This window comes from Pseudoxanthomonas japonensis (genome assembly GCF_043632995.1).
In the GTDB taxonomy this organism is placed as follows: Bacteria; Pseudomonadota; Gammaproteobacteria; order Xanthomonadales; family Xanthomonadaceae; genus Pseudoxanthomonas_A; species Pseudoxanthomonas_A japonensis.
Window position 1 is genome coordinate 3554915 of sequence record NZ_CP171632.1, and the last position, 22846, is coordinate 3577760.

The 22846-nt window shown below is 68.6% G+C and carries 20 protein-coding genes and 3 pseudogenes; 8 read left to right on the forward strand and 15 right to left on the reverse strand.

The window, feature by feature from the left end; genetic code table 11:
* Positions 1-30 precede the first annotated feature (30 nt).
* Both ACGHX3_RS16735 and ACGHX3_RS16740 read right to left on the reverse strand, forming a co-directional pair.
* A complete protein-coding gene (locus tag ACGHX3_RS16735; RefSeq protein ID WP_394695648.1) occupies positions 31-1272 on the reverse strand; it encodes an MFS transporter in 1242 nt (413 codons plus the stop codon).
* 66 nt (positions 1273-1338) lie between these two features.
* Complete coding sequence (locus ACGHX3_RS16740; RefSeq protein WP_394697320.1) at positions 1339-2598, reverse strand: glycoside hydrolase family 2 TIM barrel-domain containing protein; 1260 nt, start codon at positions 2596-2598, stop codon at positions 1339-1341.
* Between the two features lie 110 nt (positions 2599-2708).
* On the opposite strand from ACGHX3_RS16740, the gene ACGHX3_RS16745 reads away from it, so the two are divergent.
* A complete protein-coding gene (locus tag ACGHX3_RS16745) occupies positions 2709-3095 on the forward strand; it encodes a DUF6165 family protein (RefSeq protein ID WP_394695649.1) in 387 nt (128 codons plus the stop codon).
* Positions 3096-3107: 12 nt separating this feature from the next.
* Here ACGHX3_RS16745 and ACGHX3_RS16750 read toward each other — a convergent pair whose 3' ends face one another.
* Positions 3108-3308, reverse strand: a complete 201-nt coding sequence (locus ACGHX3_RS16750; RefSeq protein ID WP_162337464.1) for a hypothetical protein — start codon at positions 3306-3308, stop codon at positions 3108-3110.
* A 382-nt stretch (positions 3309-3690) separates the two neighbouring features.
* On the opposite strand from ACGHX3_RS16750, the pseudogene ACGHX3_RS16755 reads away from it, so the two are divergent.
* Both ACGHX3_RS16755 and ACGHX3_RS16760 read left to right on the forward strand, forming a co-directional pair.
* Positions 3691-6417, forward strand: a pseudogene (locus tag ACGHX3_RS16755) (protein kinase).
* A gap of 72 nt (positions 6418-6489) precedes the next feature.
* Entirely contained in the window at positions 6490-7290 is an 801-nt protein-coding gene (locus ACGHX3_RS16760; protein WP_394695650.1) for a hypothetical protein, read from the forward strand.
* A 31-nt stretch (positions 7291-7321) separates the two neighbouring features.
* On the opposite strand, the gene ACGHX3_RS16765 is transcribed toward ACGHX3_RS16760, so the two are convergent.
* The gene (locus tag ACGHX3_RS16765; RefSeq protein ID WP_394695651.1) at positions 7322-7849 is read right to left on the reverse strand and encodes a UDP binding domain-containing protein; all 528 of its coding nucleotides are present in this window, start codon (positions 7847-7849) and stop codon (positions 7322-7324) included.
* A gap of 3 nt (positions 7850-7852) precedes the next feature.
* Entirely contained in the window at positions 7853-8776 is a 924-nt protein-coding gene (locus tag ACGHX3_RS16770; RefSeq protein ID WP_394695652.1) for a nucleotide sugar dehydrogenase, read from the reverse strand.
* Positions 8777-9048: 272 nt separating this feature from the next.
* Here ACGHX3_RS16770 and ACGHX3_RS16775 point away from each other — a divergent pair, with 272 nt between their 5' ends.
* A complete protein-coding gene (locus tag ACGHX3_RS16775; RefSeq protein WP_394695653.1) occupies positions 9049-11787 on the forward strand; it encodes a LuxR C-terminal-related transcriptional regulator in 2739 nt (912 codons plus the stop codon).
* Between the two features lie 60 nt (positions 11788-11847).
* Here the strand turns inward: ACGHX3_RS16775 and ACGHX3_RS16780 are convergent, their stop codons facing one another.
* From ACGHX3_RS16780 to ACGHX3_RS16810, 7 genes are all read right to left on the reverse strand, one after another.
* Positions 11848-12816 (reverse strand): DNA/RNA non-specific endonuclease, encoded by a 969-nt coding sequence (locus ACGHX3_RS16780; RefSeq protein WP_394695654.1) that lies wholly within the window; start codon positions 12814-12816, stop codon positions 11848-11850.
* 200 nt (positions 12817-13016) lie between these two features.
* A complete protein-coding gene (locus ACGHX3_RS16785; RefSeq protein WP_394695655.1) occupies positions 13017-14021 on the reverse strand; it encodes a hypothetical protein in 1005 nt (334 codons plus the stop codon).
* Between the two features lie 76 nt (positions 14022-14097).
* Complete coding sequence (locus ACGHX3_RS16790) at positions 14098-14499, reverse strand: hypothetical protein (RefSeq protein WP_394695656.1); 402 nt, start codon at positions 14497-14499, stop codon at positions 14098-14100.
* A gap of 94 nt (positions 14500-14593) precedes the next feature.
* Positions 14594-15148 carry a hypothetical protein gene (locus tag ACGHX3_RS16795; protein WP_394695657.1) on the reverse strand — a complete coding sequence of 185 codons (555 nt, stop codon included), beginning with the start codon at positions 15146-15148 and terminating at the stop codon, positions 14594-14596.
* Between the two features lie 60 nt (positions 15149-15208).
* Positions 15209-15598: a hypothetical protein gene (locus ACGHX3_RS16800; RefSeq protein ID WP_394695658.1), complete on the reverse strand. Its 390-nt coding sequence runs from the start codon at positions 15596-15598 to the stop codon at positions 15209-15211.
* 118 nt (positions 15599-15716) lie between these two features.
* Entirely contained in the window at positions 15717-15962 is a 246-nt protein-coding gene (locus tag ACGHX3_RS16805) for a DUF2789 domain-containing protein (RefSeq protein WP_394695659.1), read from the reverse strand.
* 110 nt (positions 15963-16072) lie between these two features.
* Positions 16073-16492, reverse strand: coding sequence for a hypothetical protein (locus ACGHX3_RS16810; RefSeq protein WP_394695660.1), 420 nt, complete (start codon positions 16490-16492; stop codon positions 16073-16075).
* A gap of 270 nt (positions 16493-16762) precedes the next feature.
* Here ACGHX3_RS16810 and ACGHX3_RS16815 point away from each other — a divergent pair, with 270 nt between their 5' ends.
* The gene (locus tag ACGHX3_RS16815) at positions 16763-18205 is read left to right on the forward strand and encodes a M20/M25/M40 family metallo-hydrolase (protein WP_394695661.1); all 1443 of its coding nucleotides are present in this window, start codon (positions 16763-16765) and stop codon (positions 18203-18205) included.
* A gap of 90 nt (positions 18206-18295) precedes the next feature.
* Positions 18296-18877 carry a pyridoxamine 5'-phosphate oxidase family protein gene (locus tag ACGHX3_RS16820; protein ID WP_394695662.1) on the forward strand — a complete coding sequence of 194 codons (582 nt, stop codon included), beginning with the start codon at positions 18296-18298 and terminating at the stop codon, positions 18875-18877.
* Between the two features lie 295 nt (positions 18878-19172).
* Here the strand turns inward: ACGHX3_RS16820 and ACGHX3_RS16825 are convergent, their stop codons facing one another.
* On the reverse strand, positions 19173-19754 hold the full coding sequence (locus ACGHX3_RS16825; RefSeq protein WP_394695663.1) for an REP-associated tyrosine transposase: 582 nt from the start codon (positions 19752-19754) through the stop codon (positions 19173-19175).
* Positions 19755-19796: 42 nt separating this feature from the next.
* Positions 19797-20168: an FKBP-type peptidyl-prolyl cis-trans isomerase gene (locus ACGHX3_RS16830; protein WP_394697321.1), complete on the reverse strand. Its 372-nt coding sequence runs from the start codon at positions 20166-20168 to the stop codon at positions 19797-19799.
* A 307-nt stretch (positions 20169-20475) separates the two neighbouring features.
* On the opposite strand from ACGHX3_RS16830, the pseudogene ACGHX3_RS16835 reads away from it, so the two are divergent.
* Positions 20476-20625 (forward strand): annotated as a pseudogene (locus tag ACGHX3_RS16835) (transposase); the annotation flags it as partial.
* Positions 20626-20733: 108 nt separating this feature from the next.
* Here the strand turns inward: ACGHX3_RS16835 and ACGHX3_RS16840 are convergent.
* On the reverse strand, positions 20734-21888 hold the full coding sequence (locus ACGHX3_RS16840; RefSeq protein WP_054663587.1) for an IS30 family transposase: 1155 nt from the start codon (positions 21886-21888) through the stop codon (positions 20734-20736).
* A 58-nt stretch (positions 21889-21946) separates the two neighbouring features.
* Between ACGHX3_RS16840 and ACGHX3_RS16845 the strand changes: the two are divergent.
* A pseudogene (locus tag ACGHX3_RS16845) lies at positions 21947-22843 on the forward strand (IS3 family transposase); the annotation flags it as partial.
* Between the last annotated feature and the right edge of the window lie 3 nt (positions 22844-22846).

The following is a 22846-nucleotide window of genomic DNA, read 5'->3' on the forward strand; positions in this document are numbered from 1 at the left end:
ATTACGGGCGCGAAACGCGTAAGCCGCGAATCAGGAGGCGGCATCGCAGGCGACGTCGGCCGGCGTGGCCGTACCGCGCAAGGTCCGTTGCGCCCACAGGTAGATCAGCAGGCCGGCCACCGCCATCGCGGCACCGACATAGCCCGTCGACGTCCACCCGTACCCTGCGGTGATCGCCATGCCGCCCAGCCAGGGGCCGAGTGCGTTGGCGGTATTGAACGCGGCGTGGTGCGAGGCGGCAGCGAGCGTCTGCGCATCGCCAGCCACGTCCATCAGGTGCGACTGCAGGATAGGACCGAGCGCGCCCATCAGGCCGATCGTCACCGTGGCCAGCAGGATCGTCGGCAATCCCTTCGCCAGCAGCGGGAACAGCAGCAGCGCCACCATCGCCCAGGCCAGCACCATCCACGCGCCCCGCAGCTGGAAACGGTCCGACAGCCAGCCACCGACGAAGTTGCCGATCACGCCGCCGACACCGAAGCCGGCCAGGCCCAGCGGAATCCAGGCCGGCGACACGCGCGTCACTCCCAGCATGGTCGGTGCCAGATAGCTGAAAACCGAGAACATGCCGGCGAACCCGATCGCGCCGATGGCCAGCGCCTGCCACACCGGCAACCGGTTGAAGGCACGCAGTTCGTCCAGCGGGTGCGCCTTGGCGCCGTCGATGCCGGCCGGCAACCAGATCGCCAGCAGCGTGGCGGTGGTCAACGCGACCAGCGCCACCGCGGCGAACACCCAGCGCCAGTCGATGATCTGGCCCAGCCAGGTCGCCAGCGGATTGCCGATCAGGATCGCCAGGGTCAGGCCCAGCATGACCAGGCTGATCGCACGGCCGCGCTTGTTGGGCGGGCTGATCGCCACCGCGGTCAGCGCGGCGACGCCGAAGTACGCGCCATGCGGCAGGCCGGCGATGAAGCGGAATACCAGCAGGCTTTCGTAGGTCGGGCCCAGCGCACTCGCCAGGTTGCCCAGCGCATAGAAGCCCATCAGGGCCAGCAGCAGGGTCTTGCGCTTCCAGCCGGCGCCGAGGATCGCCAGCAACGGCGCGCCGACCACCACGCCGAGCGCATACGCGCTGATCAGGTGCCCGACCTGCGGCTCGGTCACGCCCAGCGACGCCACCATGTTGGGCATCAGGCCCATGCTGGCGAACTCGCTGGTGCCGATGGCGAAACCGCCCAGCGTCAGCGCGAACAGGATCAGGCCGACCTGACGTGCGGTCAGTTCATCGGCGACGGAAGGGAGGGCGACGGGGGGCGGTGCGACATCCATGTCGCCATTATGCTGCGCCGCAGCACTGGCGGTCGACCTTGCGGGTGGAACGCTGCGGGCGACGGATCAGGGGCGCGCCACCAGGAACGGCAGGTTGGCGTAGGCCGCATGCCCCTGACCGTCGTGGACTTCGACGAACAGCCGGTAGGCACCCGGCGCGTCCGGCGCGATGAAGGTCATGCCGCCCTTCCCGTCCTGCTGCAGGACCAGTTCGACCTGCGCGGGCACATCCTCGCGGTCGCCGCCGATGCTGGTGGCCGTGCTCTCATGCAGCACGGTCCATGTGTACGTCACGGCATCGCCGTCGGCATCCTGCGCATCGGCGTGCGCGGCGTACGACTTCCCCGCCGCCAGCACGATGCTGTCGGTCGCGACACGGCCGTCCAGCCGCAACGGCTGGATCGAGGGCGCGCGGTTCGCCGGCCACGCGCCGGTCCAGACGTATTGCATGGCATCCACCGCCGGGGTGCTTTCACCGCTGGGCAGGAACAGGCCGTACCACGTCGGCGTGCGCTCCTGCTTGTCGCCCCACAGGAACACGTACGAGCCCAACCCCTGCTTCGTATCCGCCGCGATCACCTGTTCGTAGCGCTGCTGCAGCAATGCCGCCTTGCGCGAGGCGTCATCCTCGATGGGCGCCTTCCACGTCGTCAACGGACTTTCCCAGTGCCCGGTCGGGCCCCATTCGGTGACGACGTATGGTCCGGTCCAGCCGCTGCTCTCGAGTTTCTCCGGCAACGCACCGATGTCGCCATACAGCTGGATGCCGATCAGGTCCAGCGACGGCGCACGCGCCTTCAGCAGGTCGATGAGTTTCCGGTCGAAACCGGCCAGCGTGGTCATCACCGGATGGTTCGGGTCTTCGGCGTGGATCATGTCGGCGATGCCGCCGACGGCATTCCACACCTTCGGGTTGCTGTAGTGCAGGTTCAGTTCGTTGCCGACCACCCACATCAGCACGGCGGGATGATCCTTGTAGAGACCGACCTCCCGACGGATGCGCTCGAGCTGCCGCTTCACCGCGGCGCGGTCGTTGTAATCGAACCCGTGGCGCTCGTTGCCCACCTCGATGCCCATCGCCACCTTCAGGCCGTTGCGCTGCGCACGGTCCAGCATCGCGCGCACCCTGGCCTCGTCCATGCCGGTGCTCCACGTGCGGAAGGAATTGCCGCCGCGCGCGGCCAGCGCTTCCTGGCGGTCGCCACTCATGCCCGCGCCCTTGACGCGGAATGGCGCGCCATCGACCAGCAGGACATGAGCGCCGTCCTGCTGGACGATGCGGACCTGCGACGGCGCCGCGAGCGCCAGGGGAGAGAGAGCGAGCATCAGGATCGATGCGAACAGGCGCTGCAGCATGCGGATGTTCTCCGGCCACGGATGACGGGGCATCATGCCATGCACGCCGTCGTTGGCCTCACCAGCGCTAGAATGGCCGCATGAACACCATCCTCATCCCTGTCTCCATCGGCGAACTGGCCGACAAGCTGACCATCCTCGAGATCAAGGCCGAGCGCATCGAGGATGCCGGCAAGCGCGCGCACGTGCAGGTCGAACTGGAGGGGCTGCGCGCACTGTGGGCGCCACTGGAAAGCGCGCAGGAAGCACTCGCCCCGCTGAAGCACGACCTGCGCGCGATCAACGAGCGCATGTGGGACGTGCAGGACGCGTTGCGCGCCAAGGAAGCCGCGCAGGCCTTCGACGGCGAATTCGTCACCCTGGCGCGCGCAGTCGCGCAGCGCAATGGCGAACGCATCGCGGTGAAGAACACGATCAACCGCCTGGCCGGTTCCCGCTTCATCGAAGAGAAGCAGTACCAGGCGTAAGCCGGTGGTGCGCTACGCGACGCCGTGGCGCTCGCGGATCACCTGCAGGCGCTCGCGGTAGTACAGCGCATCCGCCGCGACTTTCGGCGGATTCTCCGCCAGCCAATCCACGGCCTGCCGCATCAGCGCCGCCTTGTCGGCGTCCGGTGCTTCCAGCGCGGTATCCACGCGATCCAGCTGCAGGATGACGTCTTCGCGGGTCGGATGGGTCATGGGCGTTCTCCTGTCTGATGGCCCGATTCTGGCCGCGCGGGCGTGTGCGCCATGTCATCGTCGCGACGGACCCGCATGCGCCTGCCGCCGCACCGCCCGGGGCACGTCCTGTCGGCGCTCGCCTTGCCGATGTCACCTCACATGACACCCGCCGGGAACCTCGTCCCATGAAGTGCATGCGTCGCCCCTTCTCCCGGATACCCCCGCGTGCAGATGCCGGACAGGGCGGCCGTCCGGCATGAATACCCCCACCCTCCGCGCGCTGGCGCTGTTCGACGAGTACCTCACGCTGCCGGTCGCACGGCGCGCCACCGCGCTGGCTTCCCTGCAGGATGAAGACCCGGATACCCACCGCATGCTGCAGCGCCTGCTGGCATCGGACATGGCGCTGGATGCCGGCGAACAGGCGGACCTGCTCGACCAGGTGACGGAGACTCTGGTCGCGCCCACCCGGTCGTCCGCCTCCGCGCGCGATCCCCTGCTGGGACAGCGCCTGGGTCCGTGGCGCATCGAGCGCGTCATCGGCCTCGGCGGCATGGGCACCGTCTACGAAGCGCAGCGGGACGATGGCCAGTACCGGCAGCGGGTGGCCTTGAAGTGCATCCATCGCGAACTGTCGTCGCCACCGCTGGTCGCCAGCTTCCTGCGCGAGCGCGAAACGCTGGCGGCGCTCGATCACCCGGTGATCGCGGGACTGATCGATGGCGGGCTGGATCCGCACGGCAATCCCTGGTTCGCCATGCGCTACGTGCAGGGCGACCTGATCGATGCGTGGTGCGACCGTCGACGCAGCGGATTGCGGCGACGGGTGGAACTGCTGGTGCAGGCCTGCGATGCTGTCGCCTACGCGCACGCGCGCCACGTGCTGCACCAGGACATCAAGCCGTCCAACCTGATGGTGACCGACGAAGGCTAGGTGCAGTTGCTCGACTTCGGCCTGACCGCCTCGCTCACCGCATCCGGCAGCGCGCCACGCCTGGCGATGTCGCAGGGCTACACCGCACCGGAAGCCCTGTCGTCCGCCGACCCGCAGGCCACCGCCGACATCTGGTCGCTGGGCCGACTCATGTACTCCCTGCTGGGCGGCATGCTGCCGCCGCCGCGATCGCCCCTGCAGTTCGTCGGGCCCGCGGTGGCGGAGACGGATGCGGAGACGCCCACGATGTCGTCGCTGGCCGCTCGCATGCCCGTCGCCTCGGCCCGCATGCGTGGCGCGCGCACGGCGGCAGCCCTGGCGCGTCAGCTGGCCGGCGACCTGGACGCCATCGCACTGCGCGCCACCGCGCCGTTGCCGGAGGCACGCTACGCGTCGGTGGCCGCATTGCGAAGCGACCTGACCGCATGGTTGAACGGGCAGCCCGTGCAGGCACGCTCGGGTGGGCTGGCGTACCGCATCGGTCGTGCGTTTGCGCGCCATCGCATCGCCACCGCCCTGACGGTCCTGTGCCTGCTCGCACTGGCGACGGGCGGCGGCATCGTCGCCTGGCATGGCCGGCAACTGGCGCACGAGGTGGCGGAAGCGCAGGCGCTGTCGCAGGTGTTCGAGCAGACGCTCGGCACCGCGACGCTGTCCAGCCTCGGCGCCACGCCGTTGTCGTCGCAGCAGTTGCTGGCCGATGCCGAACTGCGCATGCGGACGATGGACCTGCACGAACATCCCCGCGTACAGGCCCGCGGACTTGCCATGCTGGCGCGCAACTACATGGCCATCGGCGACTACGCACGCGCCACGGTGCTGGCGCAGGAAGCGAGTGCGCTGCAACCGGACGATGCCGCCGGCAGCGCCGCCACCCTGGCTGCGCTGCTCAACCTGCAGGGCAAGCCCGCCGAAGCCGGCCGCGTGGCCGCCAGCGCGCTCGCGGCGGCCGGCGACGACGTGCCCGCATCCACACGGCTGCAATTGCTGACCGAACAGGCGCGCAGCCAGTGGCATCAACTGCAGCGCGACGAGGCGGAGCGCACCCTGGCCGCGGCGCTGGCGCTGGCCCGGCTGCACGGCGACACGATCGCGCAGTCGGAGTTGCTGGCGCTGCGAGGCCAGTGGGCGTTGCGGCAAACCCGTTTCGCCGCGGCCGAGGCCGACCTGCAGGCGGCGATCGCCTTGTCGCGCGACCGCGCGCCGCTGGTGGCCGATGGCGCCCGCTTCCTCGTCGCCCAGAACCTCATGGCCCTGGGTCACATGGAAGAGGGTCGCGGCCTGGCGGCGAAAGTGCTGGCGGACTACCGGCGGCAGCTGGGCGAGACGCACCCGCTGGTCGGCCGCGCCTGGCGCCTGCTGGCGCACGCAGACTGCGCGCTGGGTGCGTTGCGCGCATGCCAGGACGGGCTGGACCGCGCCGACGCCATCGTGCGCCGCCACTATGGCGAACAGCACCCGGAGTACGCCGACGTGCTGCGCGTGCGCGCGCTGTCCTCTCTGTTCGATCCGGACAGCCGCATCGACGGCATCGCCCTGTTGCGCCGGGCCGACGTCATCCTGCGCGCCTCCTACCCGGCGGACCATGACGACGTGCAACGGGTGGAATCGATGCTGGCCCGTGGCCTGCTGACGCTCCATGCGCCCACGCCCGTCGTCCGTCGCCAGCAGGTGAACGAAGCGATCGGCATGCTGGAAGCCGCGCTGGAGCACAGCCGGCAGAACCGCCTGCCATTGCCTCCCCTGCACCGGATCAGCCTGGCCGAGGGCCTGATCGAACGGAACGCACCGGGCGACCTCGCGCATGCGCGCCGCCTGCTGGAGGAGAACACGGAACTGCTGCAGGCCTATGCGCCCGACTTCATCTGGGGCTTCCTGAACCGCCTGCTGCAGGCGCGCCTGGCGCTGCGTGCGGACGATCTCGACCAGGCGGAGGCGCTGGTGTCGTCGCTCGAAGCGACGCTGCCCCGGCAACCGGCCACGAACCAGCGGCCGGAATGGTGGGCGAACGTGCTGGTGATGCGCGCCGACCTCGACCTGCGCCGTGGTCGCCGCACACAGGCACGCACCGCGCTGGAAAGTGCCGTCGCATACACGCAGGCCACGTACGGAAACGAGCATGCGCAGACCCGTGCGATGCGCCACCTGCTGGCGACGTTCGACAGGACCGGCACGATCGCGTCCAACGAGTGACGCGATAACGACGTCCGGTGAAAACGCCCTGACACGAAAGGCAGAAGATTCCCCGGCGCCTGGAGCCCTGCCATGTGTGGTCATTGCACCGAGCGCGCCGCGCTGGCCGGACGCCTGGCGACGGCAACGCCATGGGGCGCCGCGTCGCCCGATCCGCTGCTGCTCTCCGTCCACCTGCAGGAGGCCGGCGACTGGCGCCAGGTGGCCAGCACCGTCGCTGGCGGCGACGACCTGGTGCTGGCGATCATCGCGCTGTGCCGTGCCGCCTGCGCGCGCCTCATGCAGGGCGAGCGCGCGTCGCTGCGCGACGTCCTCGCGCCTGGGTTGCACGCGCGGCTCGAGCACTGGCTCGCCTCGCTCGATCTTCCCGATGCGTGGACATGGCTGCGCGACGAAGCGCCCGCGCCCTGCCCGCTGCCGCTGGCGATCGCCCGGGACGAACTCGATGCCTACCTCGCCGGCTGGCTCCGGGTGCCGCATGCCCTCGCGCCCGCCTGGGACGAGGCGATGCTGCACGAACGCCTGCCGCGCCTGTCCGCCGCACTCGACGTCCTGCACCGCGATGCGCCTGACGACGACCGCCTGCTCCTGCTGGCCCTCTCGTCCCCCGGCGCCACGTCGCCTTTCAGCGCCATCGACCTGTGGCTGCAGCGACGCGCCGTCCAGGCGGTGATCGCCCATCGCGGCGTCGCCTACGTGCTTCCGCTGCTGGAGCGATGGCGCAGCGGCACCCTGCTGGCGGCGGTGCTGCGCGGCGACCTCGACGCGCCGGCGCTGCAGGTTCTCCATGCCGCACTGGCGCAGCGTCCCGACGACGGCACCGAGGGCACGCGCGACCTGCGCATCGCCGTCGAACAGGCATTGCCGCGCTAGGGCGATGCCGCGGTGCGCCGGTGGCCGCGCACTACAGGGCGAGCAGCACCACGTCCTCGCGCAGGCTGGCCGGCTCGACGACCGACTTGATGTCGACGAAAAGACCACCCGGGCGCAAGGCCTGGCTGATCAGCGCGTGGATGCCCTCGACGTACTCCGGATGCGGCACGGCCAGCACCAGCACATCCAGGTTGTTCCAGCCCGTCACGTCCTCCAGGTCCAGGCCGTATTCGCGCCGGGCCTCGTAGAAGTCGGCGCGCGTGTCGGCGATGCGTGCCTTGATTCCGTAGATGCCCAGCGCTTCGGCCAGCTCGAACGCCTTCGAGTCGCGCAGGTCGGCGATCCCCTCCTTGAAGGTGATGCCCAGCACGCCCACGCGCGCACCGCGCACCTTCTTCTCCTGCGCGGCAAGCTGCAGCACGATGCGGCTGGCCACGTAGGCCGGCATGCTGTCGTTGATCCGGCGCCCGGCCAGGATGATCTCCGGGTGGTAGCCCAGCTGCTCCGCCCTGGCATTGAGGTAGAGCGGCTCCACGCCGATGTGGTGGCCGCCGCCCACCAGTCACGGCGTGAACGGCAGGAAATTCCACTTGGTCGACGCCGCCTTCAGCACGTCCGCGGTACGGATGCCGACCAGCGCGCAGATCTTCGCCATCTCGTTCATCAGCGCGATGTTGACGTCGCGCTGCGTGGTCTCCAGCACCTTGGCCGTTTCGGCGACCTTGATGGAACTGGCGCGGTGCACGCCGGCCCCGATGATCGCCCCGTACACCTCGGCCACCAGGTCGAGCGACGCGGCATCCTGTGCGGAGACGACCTTGGTGACGGTATCGAGCGTGTGTTCCGGGTCGCCCGGATTGACGCGCTCGGGACTGTAGGCGAGCTTGAAGTCCACGCCGCAGACGAGCCCGCTGGCCTTCTCCAGTGCCGGACCGCAGATCTCTTCGGTGGCGCCGGGGAACACGGTGGATTCGAAGACGATCACCGCCCCGGGCCGCATCACCTCGCCCACCAGCGCGCACGCGGACTCCAGGCAGGCGAGGTCGGGCTTGCCGCCCGCGGTCAACGGCGTGGGCACCGCCACGATGAAGAAGTTGCAATCAGCCAGCGCCGTCCTGTCGTCGCGCAGCTCCAGCCGGGTGCGCGCGAGATCGGCCTCCGCCACTTCACCGGTGCAGTCCACGCCACGGCGCAGCATCCAGATGCGGATTTCGTCGATGTCGAAACCGATGGTCGGGAACGTGCGCGCCATCGCCATCGCGACCGGCAGCCCGGCGTGTCCCAGCCCGATCACGGCGGCGGAAATCCTGCCGAGTCGCCCCTCGCGCTGGTCCCACAGGTAGGCGATGCCGGGACAGGCGAGCGCATAGTCGCCGTGTCCGTCGTGCTGCACGCCGCAGGCGTCGATGACGGTGTTCGCGCTCCGCGCCACCGCGGCGTCTTCGGTGGAAGCCGTACAGGGCTTCTGCATCTCCAGGGCGTTCATGGCGATCTCCCGTGTGCGTGTTGACGGCACTCTGATCGAAAGGCGGTGCACGGTCGCCGTCCTAAAGGACGGTTCTCGCGCAACGCGCATGGCTGCTGTCACAAATGCGGTCAAGACGCAAAAGGAGTACGGTCCCTCAATCGGCACCATCGCACGTGTCACATTCAGGTCGGACGCTTCATCGGGAAAGGATCGCGACGGCGACGTGCCGTCACTCGACAACGGGTCGTCGCCTCTCGCCACACCAGGGGCGTACCAGAGAAGGAATGGCCATGCCGCCGGGCGCATCGCACATCCTGTCCACGAAGCTGCGTCCTCCCACGCAGCTCGCCGATGCGATCGACCGGCCCCGATTGACCGCGCGGCTGGTGCGCGAACTGCCGAAGGTGGTGCTGGTGACGGCCGCTGCCGGCTTCGGCAAGACCACGCTGATCGCGCAATGTCACAAACTCATGGGCGACCAGGCGGTGTGGCTGTCGCTCGACCGCAACGACCAGGATCCCTTCGTCTTCCTCCGCCACCTGATCGCCGGTTTCAACCGCGCGCGGCCGGTCATTTCCCTGGCAACGGAGAGCTTCGTGGAAGGCCGTGCCGCCACGGTGGACAAGGACGAAGTCACCCTCCGCATCGCCAACGACCTCGACCGGCTCGAGGAAGACCGCGTCCTGTTCCTCGACGACTACTACCTGGCCGAGACGCCGGAGTTCAACGACCTGGTCCACTGCCTGATAGAGCGTTCTTCCGCGCGCCTGCACGTGGTCATCACCAGCCGCGCGATCCCCGGGCTTCCGATCGCACGCTACCGGGCCCGCAATGCGATGCGCGAAGTCGGCACGCGCGAACTCACCTTCAATCGCACCGAAGCGCATGCGCTGCTGGTACAGGCGCACCGCCTGAACCTGGCCCCGCGCGAACTCGACCTGCTGCTCCGCCACACCGAAGGCTGGGGGGCCGGACTGCACCTGGCCAGCCTCTTCCTGAAGGACAGTCGCGATCCGAAGGACGCGCTGCATGGTCTGTCGGGCGACACACGCGACATCGCGGACTACCTCGCGGCCGAAGTGGTGCAGCGCCAGCCACCGGAGATCCAGCGGTTCCTGCTGCACACCGCCATCCTCGACCGCATGAACGCCGACATCTGCAACGCGCTGCTCGGTCGCGACGACGCGCAGGCCATGCTGGAACGCATCGAGGCGCTGGGCCTGTTCCTGCTTCCGCTGGATGCCCGGCGCCACTGGTACCGTTACCACCACCTGTTCCGCGACTTCCTGCGTGCGCAGCTCAGGCGACTGCACCCGGCGGCCGTGCCTACGCTCTACCGCAGCGCGAGCACCTGGTTCGCGCAGGCAGGACTGCAGGAAGAAGCCGTCAACATGGCGCTGGATGCGGACGACTACGACCACGCCGCGCACCTGGTCGAGCAGTTCGCCATCGACATGATCAAGCACGGGCACGTGCCGCAGGTGGCGCGCTGGATCCAGCGCTTCCCCGCGTACGTGCTCGAACAGAATCCGCGCCTGCCGCTGTACCAGTGCTGGGCGGTGGCGCACATGGCGCAGGTCCACCAGGCCGAACACCTGCTGCGCCGCGTGGAAGGCGCCGTCGACACCCTTAGCGCCGGCTCCGCCGACGCGCGCGACATGCTGCACGCGGAGATCCATACCCTGCGCGCCATCGTGGCGCTGATGGCCGACGACATCGAGCGCACCGAGGCGCTGTCGTCGTTGCGCCTGCACGATACGCCCGACTATCTATTCCTGTCAGGCTGCCTCAACAACGTCGCCGGCCTGGCCGCGCTGGCGCGCAGCGATTTCGCGCAGGCGATCGTCTCCGCGGAACGGGCCGGGCACTTCCACGCGGACTCCGGCTGCGTGTACGGCGTCTGCTACAGCCGCTGCATCATCGGCCTCACCCACGTGGCGCAGGGACGGCTGTCCGAAGGGCGCCGCCACTTCTTTGGCGCGCGCGAGGTCGCGGTACAGGGCAGTGGCGCTCGCTCGTTCAATGCGGCGATGCCGCGCGTGCTGATCGCCATGCTCGACTGCGAGGCCGATGCACTGGACGCCGCGTACGCCATCCTCGAGGAGGACCTGCCGCTCGTCGACGAATGCGCCTACGTCGACATCCGCACCGGCGGCTTCCTGGCCATGGCCGGCGTACTCGGCGCACGCGGCCAGACCCATGCCGCGCTCGCCTACCTGGACCAGGCGGTCACCATCAACGTCGAGGCCGCGTTCGAACGCACCTGCGCGCTGGCCCACGGCGAGAGCATCCGGCTGCGGCTGTCGGCCGGCGACGTGGCCGGCGCGCGGCGGTTCGCGCGCCACACCGGCATAGACGATGCCATCGTGCTGCCCACCGCGTGGTCGCGCCTGCCCGCGCTGCGCGCCACCAGCCAGTGCCGCCTGCTGATCGCCGAAGGACAGGCCGCGGCCGCCATCGCACCGCTGCAGGCCCTGATCGTGCTGGCCCAGGCCGCCGACCGCCGCGCACGCGAGATCCAGTTGCTGTCCCTGCTCATCGTCGCCTTCGTGCAGACGCGCCAGCAGGACGCCGCCTTCGTCGCGGCACGCCGCGTCCTCCGGCTGGGCGCGGAGGAAGGCTTCATCCGCAGCATCCTCGACCAGGGCAGCGCCGCCGGCGAGACGTTCGCCGCCTTCGCGCGCGACAAGGCGAGCGTGGCGCACCTGCCACCGGTCGAAGCCGACTATCTCGCCCGCATCTGCGCGTCCGGCGGCACGGGCGAGGCCGTCGGAGACGACACCGTGCCGTTCGCCCCAGGCGCCACCACCTCGTTCGTCGTCAACGGCATCACCGAATCGCTGACGCATCGCGAGATCCGCGTGTTGCGCCTGCTCGCCGACGGCGCGTCCAACACGCAGATCGGCGCGTCGCTCTTCATCTCGGTCAACACCGTGCGCTGGCACGTCGCCAACATCCTCAGCAAGCTGCATGTCGAGAACCGCACCCAGGCCGCCGCCACCGCGCACCTGCTCCGCCTGGTCGATTGATCCACCGGTAACCGCTTCGCCCCGCATCGCACCCGGTACGTCCCAGGCGGTCCACCGCCATCACTGGCACGGGATCGGCTGCACCGTGCCCTCCAGCCGGCGCTGTTCGGCGGCGTCGAGCCGGGGCAGGAAGTCGAAGCCGGTCGCGTCCTCGATGGCGTCGATGGTGGTGGCGAAGTCGTCGAGCTGGGCATTCTCCGGCAATACCTCGTTCGGCATCACCGCGGCCCATGCGCGCAGTTCGTCGGCAGGCGTGCGGTACACGAGGATCTTCCACGTGTGCGTGGGGATCACCACGCCGTCGCCGAGGGTGTCGACGGTGACGAACGCGACATCGCGCTCGGTATAGATCATCGGGCCGCTGATCACCCACTTGGCGCCGCGCACCGGACCGGTGGTGCGCGCGCAGGCTTCCAGCCGCGCCCACTGCCCGCGGTTCATCGACCGGTGCTGCGGCACGGCGTTGGAGAGATAGAAGGTGTCCTGCATGCGCGACGCGCTGCTCGAATGCGCCTCGGCCGGCGCCATGTGGCCGATGTCGATCGGGAACGGACCGGCGCGCGCGCGGTACTGCGAGGAGCCGGCATAGTCGCGCGGCACCGCACGCGCCAGGCGCAACTGGGGATCGGCCTTGAATGCCAGCGACCCGCGTTCGACGTTGCTGCGCAGCGATGCCGTCGTATAGGTCTCGCACACCCAGTAGGGCGTCTTCAGGTCGGCGCTGTGCAGCAGGGCATAGCCTGCACGCACGACGCGCTCGGTGTCGCCGAAGTCGAGCCCACGCCGCGGCACCGGTTCGCCGAACGGGCATTGCGTCGTGGCCGTGCTGGTCGCGGCGGTCGTCGCCATGGCCGTGCGCGCCGTCTCCGGCGGCGGTGGAGGCAACGCGGCGTCGCCCGCCATCAGCGGTGATCCCATGGCATCGCCGATGGTGGTGGCCGCCTCGCCACTGAAGTGCGGACGGGCGGAGGCATCGTGCGGCACGCGGCTCGGTATCTGCTTCGCCTCGTCGCCCGTGGAAGACCGCACCGGTCCACGCGTCGTGCAGCCGACCGCCCCCAGGCCCACCGCGATCAGCAGCGCCGCGCGTAGCCACGCGCATGAGGATGGAACCGTAATGGGGAACCTCCGGTGTTCCGGGGTGGCGGACGATCCATCGCCCGTCGCGAGGACCTTATCCCTCGACACGCATCCCCGCGTGCGCGCCGGCCACCACCGGCGGCCGTGCGTCAGCCGGAACGGAACTGCCCGCGCTCGATGCCGTCCCGCCAGCGCTCCGGCTGCGGTTGCCAGGGGCCTTCGCCCAGCACTGCCTCCGCCAGGTGCGCGATGGGAAAGCCGAGGTGGTGTTCGGCGGCCAGCCCGCCATCCTGCAGGTGCGCGGCGGCGACGAACGCACGGAACGCCGGCTCGTCGCGCGCCGCCAGCGCGGTGATCTTCTTCGCCAGGTCGTACGACAGGCGGTTGCCGTCGTCGGTGGCGAGGAACGACCTGCCCGACCAGAACGCCTGGATGCTGTCGGCATTCCAGTACGCCGCATGCTGCGCGGCGACTTCGTGCGGGAAGTAGAGCTGCGCCTGCGGTGAGGCCAGCTGCGGGAACATCGTGTGCTCCGTGTTCACCGCCAGCCCTTCGTTGAGCCATGCCGGGATGGGCAGGTGGGTCAGCAGGCAATGGGTCAGTTCGTGCGCGATCACCGGTTCCATCGCGTCGATCTGCTCCAGCGGCATCACGAAATGTCCGTAGCCCGCCTGGATGAACATGCCGGACGACATCGCGTACTCGCCGCCGTCCGGGTAGTAGTGGCAGACGTAGTCGTAATAGTCGTCGGGATCGTCGAACACCATCACCACGTGCCGCCCCCACCCGCCCTGGTCGGCCAGCGACCCGAGGTTGCGCACGATGCGCGCGCGCATGCGCTGGCAGGCCGCCAGGAACGCCTGCGCGGGACGCGCCTCCAGCGTGGACAGCAGCAGGAAATCCTGCGACGCGGTGATGCCGTAATGCGTGCCGAGCGCGTCGCGCAACGCCTCCAGCCACGCCTGCGCGGCCGAGTCCCAGAACGCGTGCGCCGCCTCGCCTGCAAGGTCGCCGGCCTGCGCGTCCAGGCGTTCCCAGTCCACGATCGGCAACCGCGTATCGGCGAACCAGGCCATGTCCACCGCGACGCGCGGACGTGCTGCCGTCGGCGTGGCCTGCGGGCGTGAGAACAGGCGGGTCAGGTGCCTGAGCATGGCGTTCCTTCGCGTACGGCCAGGGGATCGTGGAAGACGGCCTCGCTTGCACGCCGCCTCGTTCCGGCACGCGACATCACGGCGCCCCGCGCAACACGTCCAGTCCGCTGCGCGGATCCGACGCCGGCCCGGTCAGCGAGCAGATGCCCGTCGCCAGCGCATCGTCCTGGCTCCACGCGTACACCACGTAGTCCTGCCCGGTGTTGAAGCGGTACCCGCAATCGCCGCCGCCCATCCCCGTCTCCACCGAGAGCCGGCGCACAGGCGTGCCCTTGAACGTCTCGCGGACGAGGAAGCGGACGCGCCGGCGGTGCTCGCCGTGGGCGTCGTCCTCGATGGCCTGCACCTGCCCCAGGAACACGCGCGTGTGCCGCGCCTTCTCTTCGACCGGCGTGCCGGGACGCATGCAGGAACACGCGTCGGCGCGCCACGGCAGCCACGCAGCGGCGAGCAGCAGGCAGAAGATCGCGGGTTTCAAGCGGCATGCTCCTGGAGGGAGGGGGCGCCGGCGCAGGAGGGCGAGGACGACGACGTTCCCGCTGCGGCGTCGCGATGGTAGCAGCGGCATTGCCTCATCGATCATGCGCGTCGTCGTCGCCCCGCAGGCTGTCGATCATGTCCACCAGCGGCGACACGATCAGCGGCATCGCAAGCAGACTGATGCCCAGCGTCATGAAATACATGCCGAACGGATTGGTGACCAGGAGCGCCGCCTTGCCCGGCTCCCAGCCATGCAGGTAACACCAGAACGGCACCAGGCCCGCAGCCCAACCAACCAGTCCCGCAAGCGGCGCCAGCTGCAGGTATTCCGCGTTCGCCACGGTGCCGCGCTGCGGGTGCAGGTCGTCGTCGATGTCGCGGAACGCGGTGACGCCCATCCTGATGCCGCCCGCCGCCATCGCCAGCAGGCACAGCAGGTACGTGGATGCCGACATGTCCAGGCCGGGGTGATGTTGGGTGAACAGCACCCAGCCGGTGACGGACACGATCACCAGTACCTGGACGCAGGCGAGCCATCGCCACCGCCGGCGGAGCTGCGCGATCCGGCGTGTGTCTTCATCCTTTGCGCGGAACTGCAGGTCCTTCGGCTCGGGACGCGAGCCGGGGCCGGAGGTATCGGGCTGCATGGCATCCCCTTGCCGTGTGCCTGCACATGATAGAGCGCCAATGGGCGCGCGCTGCTGCGCTCAGTCGCCCGCCGGCGGGACGGTGTCCCCGGTGGCGCGCACTGCGTTCCAGTTGAACAGGAAGCCACGATGCTCGGCCCAGGTCTGTCCCGTCGCGGTGTCGCCGGTCAGGCAGACGGAGGTGTGGTACGGGCCGACGCCGTCGGTGGTGCGGAAGCTGGCGCACAGCCGGCCGCGGCTCTGCTTCCAGCGACCCGCCTCGATCGTGCTGTTGTAGAAACGGCCGGCGACCGTGCCGTCGGCATTGAGCGTCAGCTGCATTGGCTGCGTATACGGCGTGCCGGGCTCGGTGGACAGATCGACCACCCACGCACCGTCCAGTGGGGTGGCGTCGGCGACGGCGGGCACGGCGTGCAGCAGGGTGAAGGCGAACAGGAGGAACGGGCGCATGGAGGTCCTGAGGAGGAAGCCGGTGTGGCGTGTTCCGCTTACGGCATCCGGTGGCCGACCGGATGCGCGCACCCGCACGCGTGGCCCTCGACGTCGCGGCGGCGGGCCTGGGCCCGCCCTACGTCGCGGGCGTGTCGTGCAGCGCGACGTTCAGACGGTCCACCACCATCGCCCAGTCGGCGTCGTCGAGGCGCTCCTCGCGCAGCAGTTGCGCCTGCGCGGGCGACCAGAACGGCGCCTCTTCCAGGCGCATGTCATCGGGCAACGGCGAATGCGTGGCGATGAACTGCTGGATGCTGGCGCTGTCGTTGGGCAGGCCCAGTTGCGCGAACAGGTCGGAGAACGGGTGGACGGTCGGTTCCATGGTGTGGTCTCGTGGAGGAAGGGTTCCAGCCTATTCGCAGGAGCGTGAAGCCGGCGGGTAACGCATGGTCCCGGAGGTTGCGGGCCGCACCGACGGCATGGCGGGCGACCTCACGTGCGAGGCGGCGCGAACCAGCGACGAACCGAAGGAAGGAACAGCATCGCGCCCACGGCGATCCGCAGGATCCCGGCCGCCACGGCAGGCCACTGCGCGAACGAGACACCCCGCCAGAGCAGCCGCCCTAGCAGGAATGCCGCCATCACCGTCGTCAGCACCAGCCACACCCTCGCCCACTGCTGCTTTCGCCACAGCGCGACCGACATGGCCACGCCGTAGAGGCCGATGACCACCATCGAGGGCGTGAAAAGTTCGAACCGCGCCATGGGCGTGGCGTACAGCGGAAGGATCTCGAGCGCCAGATGCACGAGGTAACACGCGATGATCGCCCGCACCGCGGGCGGCATGGAGGTGCCGTCAGGCGCGGGAAGCGATGCGCGTGGCGCGTCGTAGGGATTGGATGCGTCGCTCACGATGACGCCTGCATGGACGTGGGGTTCATCGACAGTGCTTCGGACGGCAAGCGTAGCCCGGATAAGGCCGCAGGCCGCATCCGGGCCGGACGTTCGACTGGCCGGCGGGTGGGCTGCGCTTACCCGGGCTGCGTCGCTCGATCCAACGTGCCCCTGTGCGGAGGGTACGCGATGGCGGGCTTGAGCCCGCCCTACGGCGGCGTGGTGGCGCCGAGGAAGTGGTAGCGTGGCGGCCGTAGCGCTGCGGGCCGGCATCCGGGGGAGGCGACGATGAAACTGTTCTGGCTGGGGCCGACCGTGCTGCTGTTCCTGCTGGTCAGCGCTGGGCTGTTGCGATCGGACACGCGGCGCGCGACACACGCCGCCGCGGTACGCACGCAGGCCGCGCCTTTCGTGATCCGTTCGTCTGCGCCGCACGCCGTGGATCCCGCGGATGCGCCTTCTCCGATTCGTGCCGGAACCAGCGCGATGATCGCCGCGCCGGCGGCGGCACCCTCGCCCGCCGACCCGTTCGCGCCCGTGTACGTCGTGACCTCGCAGGCTACCTGGCAGGGCATCCGCGGGCTGACGCGCCAGGCCGTCGCGCGGCGCGACAGTGCGGGCATGCCGCTGGTGATCGCCGAATCGCGCGCGGACAGGCTGGGCGAGATCAGCCACTACGTGCACGTCAACGAGAAGCGCTGCGGCGGCTACTTCGCCTTCCCCTCGCGTGTGGAGGCGGAGGCCTTCGTGCAGGCCGACCGCGCGAAGCAGGCGATGGCGAAGTCGATGCTCGCCGGCTACACGCTCGACAACCAGGCCACCGTGAACCGCTGGTTGCCGCAGGTGCAGGAGCGACGCCTCTACGACACCATCAACCACCTCTCCAGTTACCAGAACCGCTACTTCGCCAGCAGCCACGGCAAGACGGCGGCCGAGTGGATCCGCGACCACTGGCAATCGCTGGCCGCTGGCCGCAGCGACGTCACCACCGAGCTGTTCACCGCCTGCACCAACTGCTCCACGCAACCCTCGGTCATCCTGACCATCCGCGGCTGGGACCTGCCGAACGAAGTCGTCGTGCTGGGCGCGCACCTGGATTCGATCAACGCCAGCAATCCGTACGACCCCAACCAGCATGCACCCGGCGCCGACGACGATGCCTCGGGCATCGCCACGCTCACCGAGACGCTGCGTATCGCGCTGGCCGACGGCTGGCAGCCGCGGCGCACGGTGAAGTTCATGGGCTACGCGGCGGAGGAAGTCGGCCTGCGCGGGTCCAATGCCATCGCGCAGTCGTTCCGCGCCAGCGGCGTCAACGTGGTCAGCGTGCTGCAGGTGGACATGACCAACTACAAGGCGGGCGCGACCAGCGACATGAAGCTGATCAGCGACTACTCCAACACCGACCTGAAGAACTTCTTCGTCACCCTGTTCGACACCTACCTGGCGCCGATGGGGCTGACGCGCAGCGCCAGCGCATGCGGATACGCCTGCTCGGACCACGCGTCGTGGACGAATGCGGGCTACCCTGCGGCGATGATGTTCGAAGGCGGCAGCCCGAGCGGCAGCTTCCCCTACATCCACACGTCCTACGACACGCTGGCCACGATGGGCGAATCCGCGCAGCACAGCGTCAAGTTCACCCAGTTCGCCCTGGCCTACCTGGGCGAAACCGCGAAGACGCGCGGCAAGGTCACGGGCGGGCCGGCGCAGGTGCTGGTGAGGGAGTGACATCGCGGGAGGGGCCTTGGCTCACGGGGCGGGATGGCCGATGGTGTGAGATGGCGGGCTTGAGCCCGCCCTACGGATCTGGAGACCGACATGAGGCATGCATTCGCGAACATCGCCTTCACCCCCGCGGTCCGCGACGCGCAGGCACGCGATGGCAGCCGCGCGCAGTACGCTCGCGCCTTCGAGTCCGGCGACGAGGTGCGCAACGCCGAGCTCGGGCCGGACGAGGCGGCCTTTATCCACGCGCAGCGCAGCTTCTACATGGCCACGGTGTCGGAAACGGGCTGGCCGTACGTGCAGCACCGCGGCGGCGCGGCGGGCTTCCTGCGCGTGGTCGATGCGAAGACGCTGACGTTCACCGACCTGCCCGGCAACCGGCAGTTCATCAGCGTGGGCAACGTAGCCAACGACGACCGCGTGGCGCTGATCCTGATGGATTACACGCACCGGCAGCGGTTGAAGCTGCTGGGCCGGTTGTCGGTGCAGGAGTCGCCGGGTGAAGCGCGCACCGAACGCACGAAGACGATCCATGTGGACGCCTTCGACTGGAACTGCCCGAAGTACATCCCGGTGCGCTTCGAAGCCGAAGACGTGCAGCGCGCCCTGGCCGAGCGCGATGCGCGCATCGCCGAACTGGAAGCGCAACTGGCCGCGTTGCGCCGTTCGTCGTAGGGCGGGCTCAAGCCCGCCGGCTGATGGGTACGGATCGCGTGTGATGGCGGGCCAAGCCACGTAGCCCGGGTAAGGCCACAGGCCGCACCCGGGGTCTCGTAAACGTTCCGTGCAAGGCACCCCGGGTTCGCTGCGCTTACCCGGGCTACGCATGCTGGGTGCGCCACGTAGCCCGGGTAAGGCCAACGGCCGCACCCGGGGTCTCGGACACGCTCCGGGCAAGGCATCCCCGGGTGCGCTGCGCTTACCCGGGCTACGCATGTTTGCTGAACCCGCATCAGGGTCCGATACTCGCTTACCGTTCGCCCCACCGACCCGCGACATCACGATCTGCCGCCCACTCACGCGACAGCCATCCCCGCGACACGTAACGATGGAAACTGGAATGCGGCCAGGCCGCTACCGTCTCGACCAGCCCATTCTTGAGAGGATTGATGTGCACGTAGTCGACCAGCGCCTGCAGCTCTTCCTCGTCGCGAACGGTTCGCTCCCAGTAGCGCGACTGCCAGGGTGACGGCGCCCCGGCGGGAACAACCCGCCGCGTGAACCCCTTCTTGATGTCCTGCCACAGCCGCGGATAGTTGGCGGTCGCGTCCGTCATGCGGATCACGGCATGCAGGTGGTCCGGCAGGACGACGGCGGCGATCACCACATGCGGTATGCGTCTGGCGGCAACACGCCACGCGGCGCGCAACGCCTCGATCTCGCGAACGAGAAGATCACTCCTGCGGTCCCGCAACGTGACCGTGAAGAAGTACGTTGCGCCTGCAATCCGATTGCGGCGATACCTGACCATGCCGCGACCATAACGGAAACCCGTAGCCCGGGTAAGGCCAAAGGCCGCACCCGGGGATCGGGAGCATTCCAGGTAAAGCAACCCGGGTGCGCTGCGCTTACCCGGGCTACGTCATGGCGACCTTCAGGTCCCCAGCAATTCCACGTCGAACTTCAGGGTGGCGTTGGGCGGGATGACGCCGGCGGCGCCGCGGGCGCCGTAGCCGAGGCTGGCGGGGATGATGAGGGTGCGCTGGCCGCCCACCTTCATGCCCTGCACGCCTTCGTCCCAGCCCTTGATGACCATGCCGCCGCCGAGGGGAAAGATGAAGGGCTCGTCGCGGTCCTTGCTGGAGTCGAACTTGGCGCCCTGCGCGCCGTTCTCGTACAGCCAGCCGGTGTAGTGCACGGTGACGTTGCTGCCGGGCTTGGCCTCGACGCCGCTGCCGACGACGGTGTCTTCGTACTGCAGGCCGGAGGCGGTGGTGGTGAAGGGCATGGGGAGTTCCTTGAGGATGAGGGATTGGTGGCGCGTAGTTTATCGCCCGGGCGCACCACGGGCTTCACGTAGCCCGGGTAAGGCCGACGGCCGCACCCGGGGATCGGACCAGCGACGTGCAATCCCTCCAGGTGCGCTGCGCTCACCTGGCCTACGCGAACCCTTCATTGATCCTCGTACTCCGACGCTTCCGTCGGGCGCATCACATGCGCGTGGCCTGCCCCTCACGCGCCTGCACGCGCTAACCCTGCAACGGCGTCCCTGAATCGCCCCGAGTTCAGTAGACATCTCCAAGCCGTACATTACGGCAATCATGGAGGTGTGTATGAGCGGCAAGCGGTATTCGGATGAGTTCAAGGCCGAGGCGGCCAAGCAGGTGATCGATCAGGGGCGTTCGGTGCGAGAGGTGTCGACTCGGCTGGGCGTCAGCATCGACTCGCTGTATGCGTGGGTCAGGGAGCAGCGCAAGGTGCCGGCCGCGCGGCATGCGGATGTTTCGTTGGCGACGGAGAACCGTCGCCTGCAGGCCGAGCTCAAGCGGGTGACCGAGGAGCGCGACATCCTAAAAAAGGCCGCGGTGAGTTCAACCCGTCGACGCAACGGCTTGGCTCAGCTTAGCGGCTGGCGTCTGGAAGCCCAAGGTCTTACGAGGTCTTTCGTTGAGACGTCTGGCGATCTTGTTCAAGAATGCCTGCGAATGGCGGGATAGATCCGTGCCGTCGGGGAAGTACTGCCGCAGAAGGCCATTGGTGTTTTCGTTCGAACCGCGCTGCCAAGGGCTTTGCGGATCGCAGAAGTAGACCTGCGTGTCGGTCGCCACGGTGAAGTTCTTGTGGCTGGCCATCTCACCGCCTCGATCCCACGTCAGCGATTTTCGCAGCGCGGTTGGCAGTGTTTTCACTTGCCGGCTCAGCGCCGAGACGACGCTGCTGGTGTCCTTACCCTTCACTTTCACCAGCATCACGAAGCGCGAGTGCCGTTCCACAAGCGTCGCGATGTGGGAATTGTTGCTGCCCGTGATCAGATCACCCTCCCAATGCCCTGGCACGGCGCGATCTTCGACCTCCGCCGGACGCTCCCGAATCGATACCGCGTCGATAATCCCGCCGCGAGGCGTCGCGGTGGCCAGCTTTGAGTGGCGCATACGGCGACGCGTGCGCAGGTGCGCCAGGAGTTCCTTCTTGAGCAGGCCGCGCGCCTGGATGAACAAGCTCCGGTAGATCGTTTCGTGCGACACCTGCAGTGCCTGGTTGAGCGGGAACCTCAGCTTAAGCCAGCCGGCGATCTGTTCCGGCGACCACTGCTGGCCCAGCTTGCAAGCCACCAACCAGCGCAGACGAGGGTTATCGGCCAACCGGCAAGACTGTGGCCTCCGGGCTGCCTCCCAAGCGGCCTCATCGGCATGTGCGGCCCGATATCGGTCACGGCCACCATGCCGTGCCACTTCCCGGCTAATCGTCGAGGTAGGCCGCCCTAGGCTGAGCGCAATCTGGCGAAACGACTGGCCAGAAGCTAGGCATCGAGATATCTCTTCGCGGTCCATTAAGCTCAGCGACCGGGCGGATCGGCGACGTTCCCTCGGCGCGATCCCGCCTTGCGCGGCCAGAACCCCGAAAATCGAACCCGGATTCTTGTCAAAGAAGCGGGCAATGTCGCTGAGCGACTGGCCGCCCTTCCATCGTCGCCATAGATCTCGCTTCTGGGCTCGAGACATGCCGGGCCGTCCCATCCTTGCCATATCGTTCGCTCCTATCAGTGCAACTGTTGATCATGTTGCATTGACGGGTTGAACTCACCGCCGCGTACTTTGCCAAGGGGTAAGGGCGAAGTACGCGTTCATGCAGGCGCATCTGGACCAGTTCCGCGTGGTAAGCATGTGTCGTGTGCTGGGTGTGCAACGCAGCGGATTCTATGCGTGGCAGCGCCAGCCGCAGAGCGATCGCCATCGCGAGGATCAACGTCTTCTGGGCATGATCAAGCAGGCATGGCTGGAGAGCGGCACGGTCTACGGCTACCGCAAGGTCACCGACGACTTGCGCGATCTGGGCGAGGCTTGCGGCAAGCATCGCGTGGCACGGCTGATGAAGCAGGAAGGTCTGCAGGCGCAAGTGGGTTACGGGCGCCGTCCGCGGCCTCGTGGTGGCCGGGTCTCGACGGTCGCGCCGAACCACCTGGATCGGCAGTTCGACGTGGTCGCGCCCAACACGCACTGGGTCACCGACATCACCTACATCCGCACGCACGAGGGCTGGCTGTACCTGGCGGTGGTGCTGGATCTGTACTCACGCCAGGTCGTTGGTTGGGCGATGCAAGGCCAGATGCACGCCGATCTGGTGCTGCAGGCGCTGCTGGCAGCGGTGTGGCGTCGGAAACCGGCGCCCGGACTGATGCTGCACTCGGATCAGGGCAGCCAGTTCACCGGTGCCGAGTGGCAGGCATTCCTGAAGGCCCACGGGATCGTCTGCAGCATGAGCCGGCGCGGCAACTGCCACGACAACGCCGTAGCCGAGAGCTTCTTCCAGTTGCTCAAGCGAGAGCGGATCAGGCGAAAGATCTACCTGACCCGGGATGCGGCACGTAGCGACGTGTTCGACTACATCGAGATGTTCTACAACCCAAAACGCCGGCACGGCTCCAATGGAGGCGTCTCTCCGGTAGAGTTCGAACGGCAGGCGGGACTATCAGGCTTGTAGTTG